This is a genomic window from Streptomyces sp. NRRL S-455, from assembly GCF_000717875.1.
Taxonomy (GTDB): domain Bacteria; phylum Actinomycetota; class Actinomycetes; order Streptomycetales; family Streptomycetaceae; genus Streptomyces.
In genome coordinates this window covers 1-512 of sequence record NZ_JOCT01000070.1, presented here as the reverse complement: position 1 = coordinate 512, position 512 = coordinate 1, and the positions used below count along the sequence as shown (strand labels likewise).

Here is a 512-nt window from a genome sequence, read left to right as displayed (position 1 = left end):
GAGTGAGAGACCATGGACAACTGGCGCATGCACGCGGCCTGCCGCGACGAGGACCCCGACCTCTTCTTCCCCATCGGCACCACCGGGCCGGCCCTCGTCCAGGCCGAGGAGGCCAAGGCCGTCTGCCGTACCTGCCCCGTCAGGGAACAATGCCTGGAGTGGGCCCTGGAGAACGGCCAGGACTCGGGCGTCTGGGGCGGCCTCGGGGAGACGGAGCGCAGGGCCCTGAAGCGCCGCTCGCGCCGACAGGCCAGGAGCCACGGATGAGATCAGCGGGCCACAGAGCCCGGACGGGAGGACGATGAGCCATGGACGACACCACGGTCTGGCTTCTCCTCGGCGCGCTCGTCGCCCTGCTTCTGGCGGGCACCGCCGCCGTCCTCCTGATCCGGGTCCTCAGGGCCAGGAAGCTGCTCGTCGACGCGGGGATCCCGCTCCGTGACAAGGCTCTGGTCTGGGCGGCGGTGATCTACACGGTCTCCCCGGTGGACCTGCTGCCGGACCCCGTCTAC

At 70.9% G+C, this 512-nt stretch carries 2 protein-coding genes; both read left to right on the top strand.

What is annotated here, in order from left to right; translation table 11 throughout:
- The first annotated feature begins 12 nt into the window (after nt 1-12).
- Entirely contained in the window at nt 13-267 is a 255-nt protein-coding gene (locus IE97_RS0137835; protein ID WP_014044322.1) for a WhiB family transcriptional regulator, read from the top strand.
- A 41-nt stretch (nt 268-308) separates the two neighbouring features.
- Nucleotides 309-512 (top strand): DUF1232 domain-containing protein (locus IE97_RS0137830; protein WP_030252195.1); only part of this gene is annotated, 204 nt, incomplete at its 3' end.